Origin of the sequence: Streptomyces sp. 3330 (assembly GCF_031456635.1) — a bacterium.
Classification (GTDB): domain Bacteria; phylum Actinomycetota; class Actinomycetes; order Streptomycetales; family Streptomycetaceae; genus Streptomyces.
Window position 1 is genome coordinate 54,033 of sequence record NZ_JAVDVA010000027.1, and the last position, 17,334, is coordinate 71,366.

Genomic DNA, 17,334 nt, shown 5'->3' on the forward strand with positions numbered 1-17,334 from the left:
TCCGTAACGGCTCCCATACCGCCTCCCGCAACGGCTCCCGGACGGATCACTCCCCGACCACTCCCACCGGCCACTCCCCCCCTCCGCCGTTCCCGGGCGGATTCCAGGTCGGGGCCCGGGTCGGGTCGCGGTTCGGCTCGCGGGGGGCCGGTCTCCGTCAGCTCAACTCGTAAGTCTCGAGCGGGGTTTGGGTGCGTCCGTGCGTCCGGTGCGTGGGGGGCGGCTGCCGGCCCGGTAGGGAGCTGGCCAGTCGGCGCCGGGTCCGGTGTAGCCCTGCTCGGCGGCCGCGTGCAGGGTCCAGTTCGGGTCGTAGAGATGCGGCCGGGCGAGCGCGCAGAGGTCCGTACGACCCGCCAGGATCAATGAGTTGACGTCGTCCCAGGAGGAGATCGCGCCGACCGCGATCACGGGCACGCGGACCTCGTGGCGGATCCGGTCGGCGAAGGGTGTCTGGTACGAGCGGCCGAACTCCGGCTGCTCCTCGGCCACCACCTGTCCGGTCGACACGTCGATCGCGTCGGCGCCGTGCGCGGCGAAGGCACGGGCGATCTCGACGGCGTCGTCCGCCGAAGTGCCGCCGTCGGCCCAGTCGGTGGCGGAGATGCGGACGGTCATCGGTCGTTCCGCGGGCCACACCGCGCGGACCGCGTCGAAGACCTCCAGCGGGAACCGCAGCCGTCCGGCGAGCGAGCCTCCGTAGGCGTCGGTCCGGCGGTTGGTGAGCGGGGAGAGGAAGCCGGACAGCAAGTATCCGTGTGCGCAGTGGAGTTCGAGCAGGTCGAAGCCGGATCGGGCGGCTCGTCCGGCGGCGGCGGCGAACGTGTGGCGGAGGTCGGTGAGCTGGGCTCGGGCGAGCTCGCGGGGCCGTTGGCCGGACGGTCTGTACGGCAAGGGAGAGGCGGCCACGAGCGGCCAGTTCCCTTCGGTCAGCGGTTCGTCCATGCCCTCCCACATCAGCTTCGTCGAGCCCTTGCGGCCGGAGTGGCCGAGCTGGACGCCGATCGCGGTGCCCGGCGCCCGGTCGTGCACGAAGTCGGTGACGCGGCGCCAGGCGTCGGCCTGGCGAGCGGTGTAGAGGCCGGTGCAGCCGGGCGTGATGCGTCCTTCGGGAGACACGCACACCATCTCGGTCATCACCAGTCCGGCGCCGCCGAGGGCGCGGGCGCCCAGGTGGACGAGGTGGAAGTCGCCGGGGAGGCCGTCGGTGGCCGAGTACATGTCCATCGGTGAGACGACGACCCGGTTGCGCAGGGTCAGGCCGCGCAGCCGGAACGGGGTGAACATCGGGGGCGTGCCGGGCGGACAGCCGAACTCCCGCTCCACGGCGTCGGTGAAGAGGGGGTCGCGCAGCCGCAGGTTGTCGTGGGTGACGCGGCGGCTGCGGGTGAGCAGGTTGAAGGCGAAGCGGCGGGGCGGCTGGTCGGCGTAGAGGCCGATGTTCTCGAACCACTCCAGGCTGGCGCGGGCGGCCCGCTGGGTGGAGGCGACGACGGGTCTGCGTTCCTCCTCGTAGGCGGTCAGCGCGGCCGGCAGATGCTGGTGTTCGTGCAGGCAGGCCGCGAGTGCCAGGGCGTCCTCGACGGCGAGCTTGGTGCCGGAGCCGATGGAGAAGTGGGCGGTGTGGGCGGCGTCGCCCAGCAGGACGACGTTGCCGTGGGACCAGCGCTCGTTGACGACGGTCCGGAACGTGGTCCAGGTGGAGTTGTTGGACGTGAGCGGGCGTCCGCCGAGGGCGTCGGCGAAGATCTTGGCGCAGCGCTCGACCGACTCCGGTGCGTCGAGTTCGTCGAAACCGGTTGCCCGCCATACCTCCTCGCGCATCTCGACGATCACGGTCGAGGCGTCGGCCGCGTAGGGGTAGCCGTGCAGTTGCATGACGCCGTGCGGGGTTTCGGCGATCTCGAAGCGGAAGGCGTCGAAGGCGAAGTCCGCGGCGAGCCAGATGTAGCGGCAGCGGTGGCCGACGACCCGGGGGCGGAACACCTGGGCGTAAGTGTCGCGGGTCGTGCTGTGCACCCCGTCGGCGGCGATGACGAGGTCGTGCTCCCGCGCCAGCCGTGCGGGGTCGGGCGCCTCGGCGCGGAAGCGCAGGTCGACGCCGAGGGAGCGGCAGCGTTCGTGCAGGATCTCCAGGAGCCGGCGCCGGCCGAGGGCGGCGAAGCCGTGTCCGGTGGAGGTGTGCCGGGTGGCGTGGCGCACGATGTCGATGTCGTCCCAGCGGACGAAGTCCCGCTGGAGGGCGGCGTAGACCTGGGGGTCGGCGTGTTCGATGCCGCCGAGGGTCTCGTCGGAGAGGACGACTCCGAAGCCGAAGGTGTCGTCGGGGGCGTTGCGTTCCCAGAGGGTGATCTCGCGGGCGGGGTCGAGTCGTTTCAGCAGGGCTGCGGCGTAGAGGCCGCCGGGGCCGCCTCCGATGACCGCGATGCGCCGGGGGCGGTCGCCGCCGTCGTGCGGTGGCGGGTCCTCGGCCGCCGGTCGCGGCCCGTCGTGGCGGCGCGGGCGGGCAGCGCCCGGAGCCGTGGACGCCGGTGTCCCCTCGTCGGCCGCCATGGTCACCGCCCCCGCCACTTCGGCGGGCGCTTCTGCGTGAACGCCTGGTGGAATTCGGCGTAGTCCTCGCCGTTCATGAGGAGGGCCTGGGTGGCGGCGTCCAGTTCGACGGACGCGGCGAGCGGCATGTCCAGTTCCGCCGTGAGGAGCGCTTTGGTCTGGGCGTACGCCAGTGCGGGTCCGTCGGCCAGGCGGCGGGCGAGCGCCTGTGCGGCCTCGTCGGACCGGCCCTCGTCCGTCAGTTCGCTGATCAGGCCGATGCGCTCGGCCTCGGGGGCGCGGACCGGCTCACCGAGCATGAGGAGCCGGGTGGCGTGGCCGAGGCCCACGACCCGGGGCAGGAGGTAGGCGGCGCCCATGTCGCCGCCGGAGAGGCCGACGCGGGTGAAGAGGAACGCGAAGCGGGCGCTGGGGTCGGCGATCCGGAAGTCGGCGGCGAGGGCGAGGACCGCGCCGGCGCCGGCGGCCACGCCGTGCACGGCCGCGACGACCGGGAACGGGCACTCCCGTACGGCGCGTACGACCTGGCCGGTCATCCGGTTGAAGTCGAGGAGCCGGGCGGTGTCCATGCCGAGGGTGGCGCCGATGATCTCGTCGACGTCTCCGCCGGAGCAGAAGCCGCGGCCCTCGCCGGCCAGGACCAGGGCGCGCACCGACCGTTCCCGGGACAGCTCGGCGAGCAGATCGCGCAGGTCGGCGTAGGCGCCGAAGGTGAGGGCGTTGAGTTTCTCGGGGCGGGCCAGGGTGACGGTGGCGATGCCGTCGGTGTGTTCGACGCGCAGGTGGCGCCAGTCGGAGGTGCGGGCGGCGGAGCCGGTGAAGGGACTCATGAGGGCGGCCTCCTCGACAGTCGTACCCGAAGTTATCACCTTGTCGTGACTGTCGTCATGAGTACGCGATAGAGGCTCCGGGAAGACTCGTTGTGTCACCGCACGGCATGTTCTCGTCACACACGTCACCGGTCGTCGATAACGCGGTAACAACGGGATCGGGCACGCGCGAGGGACCGTTGACGCGGGTAGGTCGCCGGCAGGGGCCTAAGGTCCCGTGCGGTGCCCGACGAGCGCCTCTGCCGGAGGCCGCCGTACCATTCCTGAAGTTGAAAGCAGGGCCACCTGATGTCGATCATCGGAACCTGCGCCATGAACGGACTCGCCTTGTACGAACGCCCCTCCGAGCCGGCCGCCTCCTGGCGTATCGCGCTGCCGCACTCCGCCGCGGCCGTGCCGGTGGCCCGTGCGCTGGTCCGAACGGCGCTGGCCGAGCTGAAGCACGGAGCGGACAGCGACACCGCGGAGCTGCTCACCGCCGAGCTGGTGGCGAACGCCGTGGAGCACACCGCCGGGGACGCCCCGATAGAGCTGGTGGTGGAGCTGCAGCCGACCGGCTGCCAGGTCGAGGTGCACGACCCCGACCCGGTGCCGCCCGGCGATCTCACCCGTCCCCCCACGGAGGAGCCCGACCCCTGGCAGGAGCACGGGCGCGGGCTGCTGCTCATCCGCGCCCTCAGCTCGTCCTGCGGACACCGGCCCACCGACCAGGGCAAGGCGGTGTGGTTCCGGCTGGCCGCCGTTCCGGCGCAGTGGCGGCCGCACCCGGCATGACGCCGGCCGGCCCCGACGGGCGCCCTGGCGGCAGGCGCGAGCCGCGGCGCCGTCGCGGATGAGCGCACGGGTACGGGTACGGACCGCCCGCTCGCGGCCGAGCCGCCCGGTCAGGCGAGCGTGGCCACCAGGACGGCCTTGATCGTGTGCAGACGGTTCTCGGCCTCGTCGAAGACGACCGAGTGGGCCGACTCGAACACCTCGTCGGTCACCTCGAGGGAGTCCAGGCCGTGGCTCTCGTGGATCTCGCGGCCGACCTTGGTGCCGAGGTCGTGGAAGGCCGGGAGGCAGTGCAGGAACTTGACGTCCGGGTTGCCGGTGGCGCGCAGGACGTCCATGGTCACGGCGTACGGGCCGAGGGCGGCGATCCGCTCGTCCCAGACCTCCTTGGGCTCGCCCATGGAGACCCACACGTCGGTGGCGACGAAGTCGGCGCCCGCCACCCCCTCGGCGAGGTCCTCGGTGAGCAGGATCGCGGCTCCGGAGTCCTCGGCCAGCCTGCGGGCCTGCGCGATCACCTCGTCGGCGGGCCAGTACTCCTTGGGCGCGACGATACGGACGTCCAGGCCGAGCAGGGCACCGGTGACCAGGTAGGAGTTGCCCATGTTGAAGCGGGCGTCGCCGAGGTAGGCGAGGACGAAACCGTCGTCCGCGAGGCTCTTGGCGCAGTGCTCGGTCATCGTGAGCACGTCGGCGAGCATCTGGGTGGGGTGCCAGTCGTCGGTGAGGCCGTTGAAGACGGGGACGCCCGCGTGGGCGGCGAGCTCCTCGACCTTCTCCTGGCTGGACCCGCGGTACTCGATGCCGTCGTACATCCGCCCCAGGACGCGGGCGGTGTCCTTCACCGACTCCTTGTGGCCGATCTGGGAGCCGGACGGGTCGAGGTAGGTGGTGGAGGCGCCCTGGTCGGCTGCGGCGACCTCGAACGCGCAACGGGTGCGCGTCGAGGTCTTCTCGAAGATCAGGGCGATGTTCTTGCCGCGCAGGTGCTGGACCTCGGTCCCGGCCTTCTTGGCGGCCTTCAGCTCGGCGGCCAGCTCGATCAGGCCGCGGAACTCCTCCCCGGTGAAGTCCAGCTCCTTGAGGAAGTGGCGGCCGGCGAGGGCGGTCGGGACTGTCGCCATGGGGGTCGCTCCAGAGGTGCGGTGACGAGGTGCAGTGCGCATGACTGCGGTGGCAGGGACCCTCGGAAGTCTATACGACGCTCGACATTTTTATACAGACACAGGTACGCCTATACGGCACTCCGTTCGACCGGGCAGCTCATGCAGCGCGGTCCGCCCCTCCCCCGGCCCAGTTCGCTGCCGGGGATCTCGATCACTTCGATGCCCTGCTTGCGCAGATGGGTATTGGTGGTGACGTTGCGCTCGTAGGCGACGACGACGCCCGGCTCCACGGCGAGGACGTTGCAGCCGTCGTCCCACTGCTCCCGCTCGGCCGCGTGGACGTCCTGGGTGGCGGTGAGCACCCGGATCTCGCTCAGGCCGAGGGCGGCGGCGATCGCGCGGTGCATGTGCTCCGGCGGATGGTCGGTGACCTTCAGCTCCTTCTCGCCGACGCCCGGTTCGATGGTGTACGAGCGGAGCATGCCGAGGCCCGCGTACTGGGTGAAGGTGTCGCCGTCGACCATCGTCATCACGGTGTCGAGGTGCATGAAGGCGCGCCGCTTCGGCATGTCGAGCGCCACGATGGTCTCGGCCGAACCCGCCTCGAACAGCTTGTGGGCGAGCATCTCGACGGCCTGCGGAGTGGTGCGCTCGCTCATGCCGATCAGCACGGCGCCGTTGCCGATGACGAGGACGTCACCGCCCTCGATGGTGGACGGGTAGTCGGCCTGCCCCTCGGACCAGACGCGGAAGGTCTCGTCGCGGAAGACGGGGTGGTGCCGGTAGATCGCCTCGAAGTGGACGGTCTCGCGCTGCCGGGCCGGCCAGCGCATGGCGTTGATCGCGACACCGTCGTAGATCCAGGCGGAGGTGTCGCGGGTGAACAGGTGGTTGGGGAGCGGGTCGAGCAGGAAGTCGTCGAGGTCCATGACGTGGAAGCGCACGGAAGTCGGTTCCGGATGCGCTTCCAGGAACTCCCGCTTGGTCATGCCGCCGACGAGGGCCTCCACCAGGTCCGGGGCGGGGAGTGTCTCGAAGGCGGCGCGGAGGTGGTCGGTGGCGAGCACCCCGTACTCCTTCTCGTCGAAGACGCGGTCCAGGACGAGCGCTCGGGCCGCCGGGATCTCCAGGGCCTCGGTGAGCAGGTCGCCGAAGAGATGGACGGCGACACCGCGGTCGCGCAGCACGTCGGCGAACCCGTCGTGCTCGGCGCGCGCCCGGCGCACCCACAGTACGTCGTCGAAGAGAAGGGCGTCCTTGTTGCTGGGGGTGAGCCTTTTGAGCTCGAGATCCGGCCGGTGAAGGATGACGCGGCGCAGCCGCCCGGCCTCGGAGTCGACATGGAATCCCATGTCTCCATCCTGACCATCGAGGACCGCCTTCACCCCCTACTTGGACCGTTTCCGCACGCGCTTGTTGCTCTCCACCCGCACTCCACCCGCACTCCACCCTCGTCCACCCGTTCTCGTCCCCTTGACGAGAAGAGGAACGCACGACTATCGTTTCTCTTATCGTCGCATTGACGAGAAACGGAACGAGGGGGGTCACTCATGGCCGACATCACCCGGCGCCTCGGCTGGCGCCATCTGCGCGGCGCCCCGACGGCGCACGTGCGCCACCACCGCTCCGGCAAGCTGGCGCACGACGGTCCCGGGCTCAGCTTCTGGTTCCGCGCACTGAGCGCGGCGCTCTCCGAAGTGCCGGTGGACGACCGCGAGTTGGCGATGACCTTCCACGCCCGCACGGTCGACTTCCAGGACGTGGCCGTGCAGGCGACGGTGACCTACCGGATCAGCGACCCGGCGGTCGCCGCCGCCCGCCTCGACTTCTCCATCGACCCCGACACGGGTGTGTGGCGCAGCGCGCCCCTGGAGCAGCTCGGCACCCTGCTGACGGAGACGGCGCAGCAGCACGCGCTGGACGTCCTCGCGCGTACGTCACTGGCGTCGGCGCTGGTGGACGGCGTGACGTCGGTACGGGAGCGGGTCGCGGCGGGGCTTGCGGCGGAGCCGCGACTGCCGGCCACGGGCATCGAGATCGTGGCCGTGCGGGTCGTCGCGCTGCGTCCGGAACCGGAGGTGGAGCGGGCGCTGCGCACCCCGGCGCGTGAGCTGATCCAGCAGGAGGCCGACCGGGCGACGTACGAACGGCGGGCGGTGGCCGTCGAGCGGGAACGGACGATCGCCGAGAACGAACTGGCCAGCAAGATCGAACTGGCCCGTCGTGAGGAGCAGTTGGTCGAGCAGCGCGGCACGAACACCCGTCGTGAGGCGGAGGAGAGCGCGGCGGCGGACAAGGTGCGGGCGGAGGCGGAGGCGACCCGGACCGTGCGGCTCGCGGAGGCGGAGGCCGCGCGGTCGGTGAAGCTGGCGGAGGCGGAGGCGGCGAAGCAGGTGCAGCTCGCGGACGCCGAGGCACAGCGCACCGAGCGGCTCACCCTGGCGGAGGCGGCACGCGCGGTCCGGCTCGGCGAGGCGGAGGCGGCCCGTTCGGTCCAGCTCGCCCACGCCGAGGCGCAGGCGGCGCGCGAGGTCGGCGAGGCCCGGGCCCAGGCGCAGGCAGCCTGGCTGCGCGTGCACGCGGACGTCGACGTGGCGACCCTGCACGCCCTCACCGGGACGCGTCTGGCCGAGAACCTGCCGCACATCGACAGCGTGACGATCTCGCCGGACGTCCTCACCGGGCTCCTGTCGAGGCTCGGCGCCGGGGAACGGGAATGAGTCTCGCCCCGCGGGCCGTGCTGGTCCACCGCACCACGGAGTACGAGGAGTTGGTGGCCCGGCACGGCACCCACGGCCAGGCCGCCTTCTTCCTCTCCTCGCGGGGCCGGGACATCGAGGAGGTCGCCGAACGCCACCGGCGCACCAGGCGGGCCATGGCGGAGGTCACGGCGGCGATCCCTCTGACCTGGCGTCAGTCACGCGTGGAGCGAGGGGATTTGGACCGCTTCCTCTTCGCCCCGGAGGACGTGGTGGTCGTGGTCGGCCAGGACGGACTGGTGGCGAACGTCGCCAAGTACCTGGCCGGCCAGCCGGTGGTCGGCATCGACACCGACCCCGGCCGCAACCCCGGTGTCCTGGTCCGCCACCGCCCGGCGGACGCCCGGCTGCTCCTGCCCTCCGTGTTCACGGCGGGCACCGGCACGGACGGGCTGACCATGGTCGAGGCGGTGGCCGACGACACCCAGCGGCTGCTGGCCCTCAACGAGATCTATCTCGGCGCCGCGGGCCACCAGACCGCCCGCTACCGCCTGGGCTTCGACGACGACGGGGGTGCCGTCGAGGCCCAGGCCTCCTCCGGGGTGCTGGTGGGCACGGGCACCGGGGCGACCGGCTGGATCCGGTCGGTGTGGCAGGAGCGGGGCGGCGGGGACGGAGGCAGGGGCGGAGGCGGAGGCGGAGGCGACAGGAGCCTGCGCCTTCCGGGCCCGACGGAGGACCGGCTGGTGTGGTTCGTGCGGGAGGCCTGGCCGTCCCCCGCGACCGGCACCTCGCTGGTCGCGGGCGAACTCGCGGCCGGCGACCGGCTGACGCTCACCGTCGAGTCGGAGCGGCTCATCGCCTTCGGCGACGGGATCGAGAGCGACGCGGTCGAGCTGACCTGGGGGCAGCGGGTACGGGTGGGACGGGCGGAGACGGCGCTACAGCTCGTCGGCTGAGCCGCAGCGGCGACACCGGGCCGGGAGGCCCGGGGCCCGGTGGAGGCCCGGGGCCCGGTGGAGGCCCGGGGCCGGGCCCGGGGGGGGCGGATGGAGGCCTGGGGGCGGGGTGGAGTCCCAGGGCCGGGCGGAGGACGGGGGGACGCCGGGGCAGGGGGCGGGTGGCGGACGGTGGAGGGTTGAGGCAGGGGAGCGAACGCCGGTCCCGGCGTCCCGGCGTCGAGCTCCTGCTCGCCGAAGGCCCGACCGGTCGGCGTCGCCGGGCCGGCCGACCTGACGCCCGGCCCGGTGACGGGGGACGCCGGGACAGGCTTCGTCGCTCGGCGAGCGGGTCGTAGCGGGTGCCGCCGCGCCGCGTCCCTCCGGCCGGAGGGACGCGGCGCGGCACAGCTCCCGGCCCGGCGGGGCGAAACCGGGCGGGCCGCTCACAGCCGCGGGTCGACCGGCTCCGATTCCAGGGCCAGCACGCCGAACACCGCCTCGTGGACGCGCCACAGGGGCTCCCCCTCGGCCAGGCGGGCCAGGGCCTCCAGGCCGAGCGCGTACTCACGGATCGCCAACGACCGCTTGTGGTTGAGGAAGCGCCCGCGCAGCCGGGTCAGGTTGTCGGGACGGGTGTACTCCGGGCCGTAGATGATCCGGAGGTACTCGCGGCCCCGGCACTTGATGCCTGGCTGGACCAGGCGGCCCTCGCCGCTGCGCACCAGGGCGCCCAGCGGCTTGACGACCATGCCTTCGCCGCCTCGGCCCGTCATTTCCAGCCACCAGTCGACACCTGCCCGGACCGACTCGGGGTCGGCCGTGTCGACGTAGAGACGCCGGGTCGTCTGGAGCAGCCCCGTGTTGTCGTGTTCCACCAGCCGGTCGAGGAGCGACAACTGCTCGTCGTGGGGCAGGCCGGCGAGGCTGCGGCCCTGGACCGCGAGGATCTGGAACGGGGCCAGGCGCACGCCGCCCAGACCGTCCGTCGTCCAGCAGTAGCGGCGGTACGCCTCGGTGAACGCGGCCGCGTCCGAGGCGCGTTCACGCTGCCGGGAGAGAAGGTCCCCGACGTCGACGCCGCGTGCCGCCGCGCCCTCCAGGGCGGACAGGGCGCCCGGGAAGACCGCGCGGGACGCGGCGCCCACGGCCGCGTACTGCGAGCGGAGCAGACCCGACGCCTTCAGCGACCAGGGCATCAGCTCGGCGTCCAGCAGCAGCCAGTCCACCGCGCCGGAAGCGCTGTCGGGTGCGGCCAGCTCCGTCCAGAGGCCCGCCTCGTCCACCGCGGTCCGTATCCGGCCGAGGATTTCCTCCGTCACGCTCTCGTCGTCGAAGAACGGCCGGCCCGTACGGGTGTAGAGGGAGCCGGTGGGGCCGTCCACGCCGAAACGCTTACGCGCCGTTTCCGCGTCCCGGCACACCAGGGCCACCGCCCTCGAGCCCATGTGCTTCTCCTCGCACACGACCCGCGCGACCCCGTCCCGCGCGTACTGCGCGAAGGCCTCCTCCGGGTGCTCCAGGTAGCCCTCGACATGCGAGGTCGCCGTGGGGGCCATCGTCGGCGGCAGGTACGGCAGCAGCCGCGGGTCCACCGCGAAACGACTCATGACCTCCAGGGCCGCGGCCGCGTTCTCCTCGCGGATCGAGACACGGTTCTGGCCCTCGTAACGGGTTTCGACAATGCGTCGGCCCTGGACGTCCGCCAGGTCCAGCGGGCGGCCGTCGTGTCCGCCGGGGGCCTCGGAGCGCAGCGGCTTCGTCGGCTCGTACCAGACCTGCTCCGCCGGTACGTCGACCAGCTCGCGCTCCGGCCAGCGCAGCGCGGTCAGCTTGCCGCCGAACACGGCGCCGGTGTCCAGGCAGATCGTGTTGTTGAGCCAGGTGGCCTCCGGGACGGGCGTGTGGCCGTAGACCACCGCCGCGCGGCCCCGGTAGTCCTCCGCCCACGGGTAGCGCACCGGCAGGCCGAACTCGTCGGTCTCACCGGTGGTGTCGCCGTACAGCGCGTGCGAACGGACGCGGCCGGACGTGCGGCCGTGGTACTTCTCCGGCAGACCCGCGTGGCAGACCACGAGCCTGCCGCCGTCGAGGACGTAGTGACTGACGAGACCGTCGATGAACTCCCGTACCTCGGTGCGGAACTCCTCGCTCTCGCCCTCCATCTGCTGGATGGTCTCGGCCAGGCCGTGGGTGTGCTGGACCTTGCGGCCGCGCAGGTGACGGCCGTACTTGTTCTCGTGGTTGCCGGGGACGCAGAGGGCGTTGCCCGACTTGACCATCGCCATCACGCGACGCAGCACGCCGGGGCTGTCGGGGCCCCGGTCGACCAGGTCGCCGACGAACACGGCCTGCCGGCCGTCCGGGTGGACGCCGTCCACGTAGCCCAACTTGCCGAGCAGGGACTCCAGTTCGAAGGCGCAGCCGTGGATGTCGCCGATGATGTCGAACGGCCCGGTGAGGTGCGTCAGGTCGTTGTAGCGCTTCTCGGTGACGACCGAGGCGTTGTCGACGTCGTCGACGCCCCGCAGGACGTGCACCTTGCGGAAGCCCTCACGCTCCAGGTGGCGCAGTGAGCGGCGGAGCTCGCGGGTGTGGCGCTGGATGACCCGGCGGGGCATGTCGGCGCGGTCGGTACGGGCCGCGTTGCGTTCGGCGCACACCTCCTCAGGCACGTCCAGCACGATGGCGATGGGCAGCACGTCGTACTGCTTGGCCAGTTCGATCAGCTGCCGGCGGGCGTCCTGCTGCACGCTGGTGGCGTCGACCACCGTGCGGCGGCCGGCCGCGAGCCGCTTGCCCGCGATGTAGTGCAGGACGTCGAAGGCGTCCCGTGTCGCGCTCTGGTCGTTCTCGTCGTCGGAGACCAGACCGCGGCAGAAGTCGGAGGAGATGACCTCGGTGGGCTTGAAGTTGCGGCGGGCGAAGGTGGACTTGCCGGACCCGGACGCGCCGATCAGCACGACGAGGGAGAGGTCGGTGACAGGCAGCACGCGGCCCTGCCCTGCGGATACCTGAGTGTCGGTCATGCTGCCTTCGCCTCCTTCTCGTTCGCGCTGCTCAGGGTGAATACGGCCATCTGGGTGGGCGGGCCGACCTCCGGGTCGTCCAGTCCGACGGGGACGAACTCGACGGTGTAGCCGTGCCGTTCGGCGACCGCGGCCGCCCAGCCGCGGAACTCCTCACGGGTCCACTCGAAGCGGTGGTCACCGTGCCGGACGTGCCCTGCGGGGAGGGTCTCCCAGCGGACGTTGTACTCGACGTTCGGGGTGGTCACCAGGACCGTGCGCGGGCGGGCCGAACCGAACACCGCGTACTCCAGGGCGGGCAGCCTGGGCAGGTCGAGGTGCTCGATCACCTCGCTGAGCACGGCGGCGTCGTACCCCTTGAGGCGGGTGTCGGTGTAGGCGAGCGAGCCCTGCACGAGCTGGACGCGGGAGGCCTGCCGCTCGCCCATGCGGTCCAGCTTCAGCCGACGGGAGGCGATGGTGAGCGCGCGCATGGACACGTCGACACCGACGATCTCGGTGAAACGCGGGTCCTTCAGCAGCGCCTGCACCAACTGGCCCTGTCCGCAGCCGAGGTCGAGGACCCGGGCGGCCCCGGACCCCGTGAGCGCCGTGACGATCGCCTCACGGCGCAGCACGGCCAGCGGGGTCGGACGCTCCTCCGTCTCGGCCTCCGCCTCGACCGCGTTGTCGATCTCCTCGACCGCGCTGTCGTCGGCCTCGGCGAGCCGGACCAGTTCCAGCCGCTCCATCGCCTGACGGGTCAGCGACCAGCGGCGGGAGAGGTAACGGCTGGTGATCAGTTTCTGCTGAGGGTGCTCGGACAGCCAGCCCTCACCGGCGCGCAGCAGCTTGTCGACCTCGTCGGAGGAGACCCAGTAGTGCTTGGCGTCGTCCAGGACGGGCAGCAGGACGTACAGGTGACGCAGCGCCTCGGCGACGGTGAGCGTCTCCGACTCCAGGACCAGACGCACGTACCGCGAGTCACCCCACTCCTCGAACTCCGTGTCGAGGGGCACCGGTTCGGCGGTCACGGTCCAGCCGAGCGGCTCGAAGAGAGCCTGTACGAGATCGGCGCCGCCGCGAGCGGGCAGTGCGGGCACCTCGACACGCAACGGCCTGGTCTGCGCGGGGAGTTCGGGTTTCGCCGCGCAGACGCCGCGCATCGCGCTGGAGAACACGCCGCTCAGGGCCACCGCGAGCAGCGAGGAGGCCGCGTAGGGGCGGTCGTTGACGTACTGGGCGAGGGCCGCGTCCGGAGCACCGCCCCGGCCCTTGCCCTTGCCGCGCCGGACCAGCGCCACGGCGTCCACCTCCAGCAGCATCGCCGCCGTGCAGCGCTCGGCATCTGCCTCGGGATAGAGGACGTGGGCCTTGCCGTAGGAGGTGGAGAACGCCTGTGCCTTGTCGGGATGCTTGTGCAGCAGGAAGCCCAGGTCGGTGGCGGGGCGTTCGGGGGTGCCGGTGGTGCTGATCGTCAGGAACACGTGAGTGCCTCGGTCGGGTCGGGAAGAAGGAGCGAAAGCGCTGATCGTGCGCTCGCGCACCCCTACAACGTACAGAGAACGCTTCCACGCCACCTGCGATTTTCCCAGCCCACCGACGCCTTTCCCCGCTGGTCAGGCGCGGGGTGCCGGGGGCGGGGCAGAGCCTGGAGGGGGCGAGCGCAGGAGGAAGCGGGGAGCCGGGGCAGGCGCGGGAGTCGGCGCCGAGGGGGAGTCGGGAGGGGGACGGGTGCCGTGGAGTCGCGCGGGGCGGGAGAGAGGGAGAGCAGTCGCACGGGCAGGGGCAGGGGCAGAGCAGTCGCACGGGCGGGGCACGTGCTCAGGCGGCTCAACGGCGAGGGTTGGGCGGCGGGCGGTTGTGGACAGACGTTGGCCGGTTGTGTGGGCGGGGGCCCGTGACGGGTGCGGGGACCCGTGACGGGTGCGGGGACCCGTGATGGGTGGCGGGGGCCCGTGATGGATGGGCGTTCGCTGGTTGTGGTGGGCGGGTGGCCGGGCCCGTGCTGCATGGGCTTCGGCCGGTTGCGGCCGGGTGGGGGGCGGGCTGCCTGACGGGGTGGGTCCGGTAGCGGAGTGCGGGGGCGGCCGGCTCACGGTCTCCTCCGTTCGTCCGTCGTTCCGTCCCCCGTCTGCTGCTCCGGTGCGCTTCGCCATGGGCTGACGCCCAGCTTGCCGGTGGTGCCGAGGTCCAGGTGCGGGGTCACCATCACCGGCGCGGCGTCGGGCTCGGCGCGCACCCGGACGTACGGGACGTCGACCGCGGTGCCGAAGCCGGTGGTGTTGCGCCACATCAGGCCGGCGCTCGCGCGTTCGCCGGGCTTCAGGGTGACGGGCCGGGGCGGGTCGTCGAACCCGGTGACGGTGGAGATGCCCCCGCCGCCTCGGAAGATCTTCACGCCGTCGATCGGCTCATGGCCCTCGTCCAGGAGGCTGACCTGCGGGTAGCCGTTCACGGTGTAGTCCCGGTCGCCGCAGTTCTCCAGGATGAGCCCCACGACGCGCAGACCCGTCGCGGCGTCGCCGTCGTCGGCGGAGAGACGGATCCCCGAGGGCGGGCAGACCCCGGCCTCGGTCGGCGCCTCGTCCGCCGGGACCTTGGTCACCTCGCCGACCTTCACGCTCGTCACCCGGGACGCTCCCGGCGCGAGCATCCCCGGCCGGACGGTCCCTCGCACCGTCCGGCCTGCCCCCACCGCGCGCACGGTCACCCGCTCGTCGGCCATGACCTCGCCCGCGCTCGTCGTGAAGTCGAAACGGACGGTGTACGTCAGGTCCGCGGTGCCGGAGTTGGTGACCTCGTACGCGGCCGAGATGCCGGAGTCGGCGGCGGCCCCGGTCGGGAGGCGTTCGGCCTCGACGGGTCCGCCGCCGGAATCGCCGGGGCTCGCGGAGGCGGAGGGGAGAGTCGTCGAGGTGATCCGGACCCCGTCCACGGCGGGCTCGGTGACCTGCGTCCGCTGCGTCGAGCCGCTCGCGCCGATGCCGACGCCGCCGCCGTTCCGCGTACCGGCGTGTTCCGATCCGCACGCCGTGAGGAGCAGCACGGTGGCGAGGGCCGGGAGGAGGGGGAGGCGTCTGCGCATCCGGCCAGCTGATCAGGGGCCGACCAGATCTCCTGTGGCGGAAGCCATACCTCCGGTCACAGGCGTGTCACAGACGATCGGCGGCGCGCTCCGGCGGCACGGACAACGAGGGCGACGATGTCCGAACCGGTTCGAGGCGCGCCGTCGTTCACCTGCTCGTCCTGTGCCCGCCCGCCCTGCTAGGTCAACTGCGCCTGCACCTGGGCGGAGATCAGTTCCAGGTGGTCCAGGTCGTGCAGGTCGAGGACCTGGAGGTAGAACCGCCGGGAGCCGGCCTCGGCGTAACGGCCGATCTTGTCGACGACCTCGGCCGGGGAACCGGCCAGCCCGTTGGCCTTCAGCTCGTCGACCTCGCGGCCGATCGCGGCGGCGCGCCGGGCGAGTTCCTGGTCGTCCTTGCCGACGCAGACGACGAGCGCGTTGGAGAAGGTGATCGCGTCGGCGGCCCGGCCGATCTCCTGAGCGGCGTCCCGTACCCGGCCGAACTGGCGCTCGCTGTCCTCGATCGAGCCGAACGGCATGTTGAACTCGTCGGCGAACCGGGCGGCCAGCCGGGGCGTGCGGGTCGCGCCGGTGCCGCCGATCAGCACCGGGATCTTCGCCTGCGCGGGCTTGGGCAGCGCGGGCGAGCCGGTGAGGTCGTAGTACGTGCCGTGGAAGTCGTACGTCTTGCCGGGCTCCGTCGCCCACAGGCCCGTGACGATCTCCAGCTGCTCCTCCAGCCGGCCGATCTTCTCCTTCGGGAAGGGGATGCCGTACGCCGTGTGCTCCTCCTCGAACCAGCCCGCGCCCAGGCCCAGTTCGACGCGCCCGCCGGACATCTGGTCCACCTGCGCGACCTGGATGGCGAGGACGCCGGGCAACCGGAAGGTGCCGGCCGTCATGAGTGTCCCGAGGCGGATGCGCTTGGTCTCGCGGGCGAGCCCGGCGAGGGTGATCCAGGCGTCCGTGGGGCCCGGGAGGCCGCTCACGTCGCCCATCTTCAGGTAGTGGTCGGACCGGAAGAAGGCGTCGAACCCGAGGTCCTCGGTGGCCTTCGCGACGGCGAGGAGGGTGTCGTAGGTCGCCCCCTGCTGGGGCTCGGTGAAGATGCGGAGATCCATACCTCCATCCTGCACTCAGCCCTTCCCGTCAACCCCACCGGTCCCGCCTCCCCCGGCCGTCCCCGGTCGGGGTGAAAATCGGGGGTGCCGCGCGTGGGGGGTTGCCCGGGCCAGTGACCCGCCTCACCGGTGATCGTTGGGCGGACGGAGCCGGACCGACCGGCGCCCGTACCCGGCTGGTCAGAGCCGGGACGACACCCGCATCGACCCTTCTCAGGGGCCGGGGCCGAGGAGTCCGTCATGTCCGAAGAGACCGTGCCACAGCAGGACGGCGCCCCTGCCGAAGCCCAGCCGAAGGGACTGCTGCAGCAGATGGAGGAGCTGATGGCGGCGCTGAACGCGGATCTCTCGGCGCTGGATGCGGATTTCCAGTCCGCCGGGAATGTGCAGCGGGGGCCGAGGGGGACGAGCGGGTAGGGGGCGTGGCGGGCTGAAGCGGCTTCCCCTTCCCCCCTCCCCCCCCCCGCCCCACCCCTCCCCCGCCCTCCCTTTTCCTGCTTGGCCAGGCAGGAGACACCAGGCACCAGGTCCCGGGTACCAAGCACCCCTCACCCCTCACTCCGCACCCCGCACCCCGCACCCCGCACCCCGCACCCCGCACCAAACGCCGGCTCCGGGCTCCGAGCTCCGGGTGCCGGGTGCCGGGTGCCGGGCGCCGGAAAGGTCGGTGCTCCTCACCTCTCCGACAACAGGTCGGTGTTCGTCACCTCTCCGACAACAGGTCGGTGTTCGTCACCTCTCCGGCAAGGCCCCCTCTCTCTCCTCGCGTTCCTCTCTCGCCGCCAGCTTGCGCAGCATCTCCAGGACCCGGTCCCTGGACTCGTCCGCCGCGTCGATGGCCTCCATGCACTTCCAGTACGTGCTCTGGTCGTCCGCCGCGCTCGCGAGGCCGACCAGGGCGATGCCGACCTCGCCCAGCAGGCCGCCCAGGTCGAGCAGTGCTTGGCGGGCGTCGTCGAGTTCGGTGAGCCGGGCGGCGAGCAGTTCCCCCGGGTCGAGGTCCGGCGCGCCCAGCACACCGCAGCCTCTGCCCGCCAGCTCGGTGAGCCCCAGCGCCTCGCCGCGCAGTTCGGGCGGGCCCGAGACGGCGAGGCGACTGCCGATCGCCTGCGCCAAGGCCTGCGCCTGCCACACCTCCTCGAGGATCCCCGCTCCCGCGCCGCTGCCCGCAAGCGCGCGCCTGCTCGTCAGGATGAGCCGCACCGCGTCCATGCGCTGCCCCCGTCTGTCCCGACGTG

At 72.2% G+C, this 17,334-nt stretch carries 13 protein-coding genes; 4 read left to right on the forward strand and 9 right to left on the reverse strand.

What is annotated here, in order from left to right; all coding sequences use genetic code 11:
* Positions 1–162: 162 nt before the first annotated feature.
* Both J2X68_RS33270 and J2X68_RS33275 read right to left on the reverse strand, forming a co-directional pair.
* Positions 163–2,550 (reverse strand): bifunctional salicylyl-CoA 5-hydroxylase/oxidoreductase, encoded by a 2,388-nt coding sequence (locus J2X68_RS33270; protein WP_310436323.1) that lies wholly within the window; start codon positions 2,548–2,550, stop codon positions 163–165.
* Positions 2,551–2,552: 2 nt separating this feature from the next.
* Positions 2,553–3,380 (reverse strand): enoyl-CoA hydratase family protein, encoded by an 828-nt coding sequence (locus J2X68_RS33275; RefSeq protein ID WP_310436324.1) that lies wholly within the window; start codon positions 3,378–3,380, stop codon positions 2,553–2,555.
* 312 nt (positions 3,381–3,692) lie between these two features.
* Between J2X68_RS33275 and J2X68_RS33280 the strand changes: the two genes are divergently transcribed.
* Positions 3,693–4,154: an ATP-binding protein gene (locus J2X68_RS33280; RefSeq protein WP_310436356.1), complete on the forward strand. Its 462-nt coding sequence runs from the start codon at positions 3,693–3,695 to the stop codon at positions 4,152–4,154.
* A 110-nt stretch (positions 4,155–4,264) separates the two neighbouring features.
* Here the strand turns inward: J2X68_RS33280 and argF are convergent, their stop codons facing one another.
* Both argF and J2X68_RS33290 read right to left on the reverse strand, forming a co-directional pair.
* Entirely contained in the window at positions 4,265–5,278 is a 1,014-nt protein-coding gene (argF, locus tag J2X68_RS33285; RefSeq protein ID WP_310436325.1) for an ornithine carbamoyltransferase, read from the reverse strand.
* Positions 5,279–5,388: 110 nt separating this feature from the next.
* Positions 5,389–6,612, reverse strand: coding sequence for an arginine deiminase (locus tag J2X68_RS33290; protein ID WP_310436326.1), 1,224 nt, complete (start codon positions 6,610–6,612; stop codon positions 5,389–5,391).
* Between the two features lie 198 nt (positions 6,613–6,810).
* Between J2X68_RS33290 and J2X68_RS33295 the strand changes: the two genes are divergently transcribed.
* Together J2X68_RS33295 and J2X68_RS33300 are read left to right on the forward strand one after the other, a co-directional pair.
* On the forward strand, positions 6,811–7,980 hold the full coding sequence (locus J2X68_RS33295; RefSeq protein ID WP_310436327.1) for an SPFH domain-containing protein: 1,170 nt from the start codon (positions 6,811–6,813) through the stop codon (positions 7,978–7,980).
* Positions 7,977–8,918, forward strand: coding sequence for a hypothetical protein (locus J2X68_RS33300; protein WP_310436328.1), 942 nt, complete (start codon positions 7,977–7,979; stop codon positions 8,916–8,918). Before J2X68_RS33295 ends, J2X68_RS33300 begins: the two co-directional genes overlap by 4 nt.
* A 425-nt stretch (positions 8,919–9,343) precedes the next feature.
* Here J2X68_RS33300 and J2X68_RS33305 read toward each other — a convergent pair whose 3' ends face one another.
* From J2X68_RS33305 to J2X68_RS33320, 4 genes are all read right to left on the reverse strand, one after another.
* Positions 9,344–11,926, reverse strand: coding sequence for a polynucleotide kinase-phosphatase (locus J2X68_RS33305; RefSeq protein ID WP_310436329.1), 2,583 nt, complete (start codon positions 11,924–11,926; stop codon positions 9,344–9,346).
* Positions 11,923–13,392, reverse strand: coding sequence for a 3' terminal RNA ribose 2'-O-methyltransferase Hen1 (locus J2X68_RS33310; protein WP_310436330.1), 1,470 nt, complete (start codon positions 13,390–13,392; stop codon positions 11,923–11,925). The genes J2X68_RS33305 and J2X68_RS33310 overlap by 4 nt, the downstream gene beginning before the upstream one ends.
* Before the next feature lie 608 nt (positions 13,393–14,000).
* A complete protein-coding gene (locus tag J2X68_RS33315; RefSeq protein ID WP_310436331.1) occupies positions 14,001–14,993 on the reverse strand; it encodes a DUF4232 domain-containing protein in 993 nt (330 codons plus the stop codon).
* 179 nt (positions 14,994–15,172) lie between these two features.
* Positions 15,173–16,096, reverse strand: a complete 924-nt coding sequence (locus J2X68_RS33320) for an LLM class F420-dependent oxidoreductase (RefSeq protein ID WP_310436332.1) — start codon at positions 16,094–16,096, stop codon at positions 15,173–15,175.
* A 240-nt stretch (positions 16,097–16,336) separates the two neighbouring features.
* On the opposite strand from J2X68_RS33320, the gene J2X68_RS33325 reads away from it, so the two are divergent.
* Positions 16,337–16,513 (forward strand): hypothetical protein, encoded by a 177-nt coding sequence (locus J2X68_RS33325; RefSeq protein ID WP_310436333.1) that lies wholly within the window; start codon positions 16,337–16,339, stop codon positions 16,511–16,513.
* 315 nt (positions 16,514–16,828) lie between these two features.
* Here the strand turns inward: J2X68_RS33325 and J2X68_RS33330 are convergent, their stop codons facing one another.
* Complete coding sequence (locus tag J2X68_RS33330) at positions 16,829–17,308, reverse strand: DUF6099 family protein (RefSeq protein ID WP_310436334.1); 480 nt, start codon at positions 17,306–17,308, stop codon at positions 16,829–16,831.
* Between the last annotated feature and the right edge of the window lie 26 nt (positions 17,309–17,334).